Origin of the sequence: Nitratidesulfovibrio liaohensis, from assembly GCF_011682075.1 — a bacterium.
GTDB lineage: Bacteria > Desulfobacterota > Desulfovibrionia > Desulfovibrionales > Desulfovibrionaceae > Cupidesulfovibrio > Cupidesulfovibrio liaohensis.
Window position 1 is genome coordinate 1 of sequence record NZ_VSMK01000199.1, and the last position, 4814, is coordinate 4814.

Below are 4814 nucleotides of genomic sequence, written 5' to 3' on the forward strand. Positions count from 1 at the left end.
GACCGCCACGCCGGTGTCACGGCCCCGCGTGGCGGGGAGCGGGGGGCGCGTCTGGCCGCCTGTGCTCCCGCGTCTCTTGGTGCCCGCCCGGCTCGCGTGAGTCATGCGACTCAGGCCCCCGGTTTGACAGGGGCGATCAGGCGGGATGCCGCGTCAGGGGGTGCCAACCCGACCACGCTGGCGGTCGCTGCCTCCGTCGTCCCCATCGCCCCCGCCCCCGTCATCCCTGCCGTTCCTGTCGGGGACGACAGCATGCCGGATCCGCGAGCCTGGCGCATTGCCGATGCCATCCTCCGCTGGCTGGCCAGCGGGGTGCGCCTGGATGCCCCTGCCCGCACGTTTCTGGAGGCCCAACTGGGCGTGTCGGGACTTGCGGGCCTGTGCGCGATGGAGGTCGCCGCGCGGCTGGCCTCGTTGCTGGGGGCCGAATCGGAAGTGCAGGCCGCTCCCCACTCTCCAGCCATTCCGGATTACCCGGATACTCCCGATACCCCCGGCGCTGCCGCCGAAGTCGCGCTGGAATACCTGCTGTACCCGGACACCGCCTTGCGCGTGTCGGTCGAACGGCTGCTGGCGTCGCAGTCTGACGAAGATGCGCCGGGCGCATCCGACCCCGGCGCGCCATCGGCCCGCCTTGCTGAGGCGGTGCTGGCCGTGTTGCCGCCGGACGCCACCGCTGTGCTGCACGTGTCTGAGGTTCCCGAAGTTTCCGGCACATCCGGTACCCTGCCCACCCCCCCGTACCCAGGCCAGACATCCTGTGCGCCCCATACGTTGAACACGTCCGGCCCGCCCGCCCCCGGCTCCATGCCCGGCTCCGTCCGATGTATCCTGCCCGTGCCCAGCTGGGCCATGGCCCAGCTGGTGCGCCGCCTGCGGCTGGACCGGGTGATTCCCGCGCCCATGGCCGCCGCCGTGGCGGAACACCTGCCGGAACAACAGGCCCTGGCGGTGCGCCTGGCCCTGCGCGATGCCCGGTTCGACCTGGCGGAAGCCGCGCCTGCCCCGTTGGTCGCTTCCACCGGCAGTTCCCTCGGATCTGCCCGCGAAAGCCGCCCCGAACTGGTGCTGCGGTTCATCCGACGCATGCCCCCGTCCGACCCCGGCTACATCGAGACGTTGGCCCTGTGGCTGGATCTGCTGCACGACCTGCCGCCTGGCAAGAGCGCGCACTCGGCCCTTTCCGCGCGGCGCGAACGGTTGGCCCGTGCCGCGCGCGAGGCGGACGAGTTCACCGAGCGGCTGGGTCGCCTGAACATGGAAATCCTGATGCTGCAAGGGGTGCACGCCCCGGCTCTGGATGCGGCGGAGGCACGCCGCAGGGTGCGCCTGATGGACCGGATGTGCCTGGCCGTGCTGGGCCGTCCCGCCGCGCTGGACCCGGCGGAAGATGGCATGACGCACAGGCCACCGGATGGACACGACCTGGGGGCGTTCGACCCCGCCACGGGGCTTGACGACCTGATGCGCCTGCTCTCGTAAAGGTCGGGTGCGCCGCAGCGGAACCGTTCCGCCACGGCGCACCCCGGTGCCCATTGGGCCCGCGCGTCAGACGGTGACGTCCACGTGCTCTCCAAGGCCGCGCACGGCCACGGGAGACTCGGTCTGCGTCTGCCCGGCGTCCCGGCGTTCCTGCCGGGGAAGGGCGTCTGCCTGAATGCCCGCAAGCTGCTGCCCGTCCTGTTGCATCAGGCGGGTCTGCTCCAGCACGTTCAGGATGCCCTCCGCGCCACCGGTGAACTGGTCTATCCGCATGGCGCACCTCCTTTGCGGGGGATGATTCACCCCGTATCCTTCCTATCGGCAGGCGCCACGCTTTCCACAGGGGTGCCCGTGAAAACGGATGCATTCCGCACCTGTCTTGCGTATCATTCCGGTCAGTCCCTCCAGACCGACTGCCCATCCTGCCGTAAGGGGCACGGGCAGGCCGGGCAGAACGCGACGGGCCGTGCCCGCAAGGGGACAAGAGAGCAGGGGAACAGGGGAACAGGGGAGGCAGCCATGATCATGCCGCAGAACGAAGCCAAGTTCCGTTACTGTCCGTTCCTGAAGACCAGCGACGACAAGATGCGTTTCTGCGTCGGCGCCCAGTGCATGATGTGGCGCTTCAAGCATCCTCAGCGCAACGGTGAAGGCGACGAAGGCTATTGCGGGCTGGCTGGCAAGCCAGCGGGCGCCATGTAGGGCCGGACCCGCTTCGCCCCCGGCCCATGCCCGGCCCATGCCCGGACCATGCCCGGACCATGCCCGGACCATGCCCGGACCATGTTCTGCACCCTGGGCCTGCGGCACGGCCTTGCCGGGTGGCCTTGACGGGGCCCCTTGACGGGGCACCTTGACGGACGGGCCGCACGGGCGCTTTATTTCACCTTGTCCGCTGCACGGCACGCTGGCCGCGCATGCAGCATCCCACCAACGGGCATCCATCCATGAATACCACTCCGGCCAAGGGAAATCGCACCACCGCCTCACGCAACCTGTTTTCGTACTTTCTCTTCCTGTTGCTGTTGCTGGCCTTGTGGCTGGCCTATCAACTGGTGGAATCCTTCCTGCACACCCTCATTCTGGGGGCGGTGTTCTCCGCCATCTGCTATCCCCTGTACCTGCGCTGCAAGCCGCTGGTGCGGGGCAGTTCCATCGTTTCCGCGCTGCTGGTGCTGACGGGGCTGGTGGTGTGCATCGTCATTCCGTTGTGCGTGTTCGTGGCGCTGCTGATTCCCCAGGGCATGCAGACGGTGACGGCCATCAACAAGTGGCTGAGCGGCGGCGGGCCGGCGGAACTGATGTCGGAATCGAACCTGGAGCCGTGGCTGGAGTGGGTGCGGGTGAACCTGCCGTTCATCGACCTGAGCCACATCGACTTCCAGACCAGCCTGCTGCAGTTGTCGCGTACGGCAGGGCAGACGCTGATCCAGTGGGGCTCGTACGTGTTGGGGAACACCATGTTGTTCTTCTTGCACTTTCTGCTGCTGCTTCTGGTGATGTTCTTCATGCTGAAGGACGGCAAGCGCATGGTGGACGGGGTGAAGTACCTCTGCCCCCTGCGCGAGGAGCAGGAGGACATGATCATCCAGAGCCTGCGCCGGGTGGCCCGCGCCGTGCTGGTGGGCGGTCTGTTGGTGGCGGTGGTGCAGGGGGTGCTGGGGGGGCTTGGCATGGCCATCGTGGGCATGCCCGGCCTGTTCTGGGGCACGGTGATGGGCTTTGCCTCGCTGGTGCCGGTGGTGGGTACGGGCCTGGTGTGGGGACCGGCCTCCATATACCTGCTGCTGATGGGGCAGTGGAAGGGCGCGGTGTTCCTTGTGCTGTGGTGCTCGCTGGTGGTGGCCGGGGCGGACTCCTTCCTGCGGCCCTACTTCATGCGCGGCAGTTCCGGGGCCTCGGTGTTCTATATCTTCCTGTCCATCCTGGGCGGGCTGAAGACCTTCGGCATGGCGGGCATCATCTACGGCCCGCTCATTCTCAGCTTCACCATGGTCATGCTGAACCTGTACGGAGAGGAATACCGCGACATTCTGGCCCCGCAGGCGGCGAATGGGGTAAATTGTCCGGTGCCGGACCGCAGGGCGCAAGGGGCCGGTGGCGCCGCAACCGCCCCCCCGGAGGAAAAGAGCGGCGGATAGGGGCGGCAACGGGAGCACCCCCGGTCCGGGAACACGCGGATTTCGTACCGCGTGGCCTTCTTGCCATTTTTCAAGGTTACCGGTAGGCGATGGACTGGGTGGGCGCCTGTCGCCCGCGGCGAGGGGACAATGCCGAGGACGACCCGATGCCCGTCATGCCCGACGGTCATTGCCCGCGCAGTGTACGCCGCCGCATGGCCATGAGAGCCGTGCCCGGGCGGCACGCGGCCCCGCCGGTACATCCGGCCCTGTATCGCAAACCGTCGATGAGCCGGGCTTCGGTCCGCAGGGGGAGACGTGTTGCGCGAATCTTCCGGTGCACACCCCGTGTCCGGCGCAGCCGAATCGCATGCCGATCCGGAACGCTCCGACATGGTCGAGGGCATGACGAGCCCAAAAGCGCCCCAGCACTTCAGTCAGCCGGACGCGCCCCGGCACGTTGCTCTGTCGGACACGCCCCCGGCGCATGCCCCGCCCCCATCATCCCCATCGCAGCAGCCGTGTTCGCCGTATCAGGCGCACGGGGTGCCACTACCCTCGCTGTCGCCGCTGCCGTCCGCCCTTTGCGCAGCCGGTGACGGCCTGTTCGCCGGGTTGCCGGACCTGGCCGCCATGCTGGGCAAGCCCGCACCGTGTGAGCTGCAGGAAGAACTGGGGGCGCCGCCCGTGCCGGAGGCCTTCGAATCCGCTTCCGCCCCCGCCCCGGCCGCGCAGGAATCCGCGCCGCAACGTTCCCTGCCCGACAGGCTTTGGCCCCATGGCGACCTGGCCGCGCAGTTCGGCGCGGCGGGCATCGGCGTGTGCGTGTTCGACCCGGCGGGCCAGTTGCTGTACATGAACGACCGCATGGCCGATCTGCTGGGCTGCGGCCCGGAGAACATTCCCTCGTTGTTCTGCGCCCGCATGGTGGGGTTGGAAGGCACTGCCGACGTGCTGGCGCTGTTCCTGCGCGTGGCCTCCGGCCAGGACGAGGGCGGCAGCGTGCGCAAGCGCTTCCTGCGCGGCGACGGCGGCACCATGCTGGCCTCGGTCACCCTGTACGCGGTGCACGACGCCCTGGGCCTGACGCTGCACGTGGTGCACCTGGTGCGCCCGCTGGAACGTACCGATCGTCCCGAAAGGGGCGGTGACCGGCCCGAGGCCCTGGCCCGGCGCCGTTTCGACGACGTGCCCTTCCCCGTGGGCTGGTCT

Annotated in this window: 5 protein-coding genes; 4 read left to right on the plus strand and 1 reads right to left on the minus strand. The window is 68.8% G+C overall.

Annotated features, from left to right (window positions below; genetic code table 11):
- Window positions 1–252: 252 nt before the first annotated feature.
- Window positions 253–1482: a hypothetical protein gene (locus FVW27_RS07910; RefSeq protein ID WP_208294695.1), complete on the plus strand. Its 1230-nt coding sequence runs from the start codon at window positions 253–255 to the stop codon at window positions 1480–1482.
- A gap of 66 nt (window positions 1483–1548) precedes the next feature.
- Here FVW27_RS07910 and FVW27_RS07915 read toward each other — a convergent pair whose 3' ends face one another.
- Complete coding sequence (locus FVW27_RS07915; RefSeq protein ID WP_167124141.1) at window positions 1549–1755, minus strand: hypothetical protein; 207 nt, start codon at window positions 1753–1755, stop codon at window positions 1549–1551.
- Window positions 1756–2001: 246 nt separating this feature from the next.
- Here FVW27_RS07915 and FVW27_RS07920 point away from each other — a divergent pair, with 246 nt between their 5' ends.
- From FVW27_RS07920 to FVW27_RS07930, 3 genes are all read left to right on the plus strand, one after another.
- On the plus strand, window positions 2002–2184 hold the full coding sequence (locus FVW27_RS07920) for a hypothetical protein (RefSeq protein ID WP_167124143.1): 183 nt from the start codon (window positions 2002–2004) through the stop codon (window positions 2182–2184).
- Between the two features lie 245 nt (window positions 2185–2429).
- Complete coding sequence (locus FVW27_RS07925; protein ID WP_167124145.1) at window positions 2430–3623, plus strand: AI-2E family transporter; 1194 nt, start codon at window positions 2430–2432, stop codon at window positions 3621–3623.
- Between the two features lie 525 nt (window positions 3624–4148).
- Window positions 4149–4814: PAS domain-containing protein (locus tag FVW27_RS07930; protein WP_341806108.1), on the plus strand; the 666-nt coding region annotated here is incomplete at its 3' end.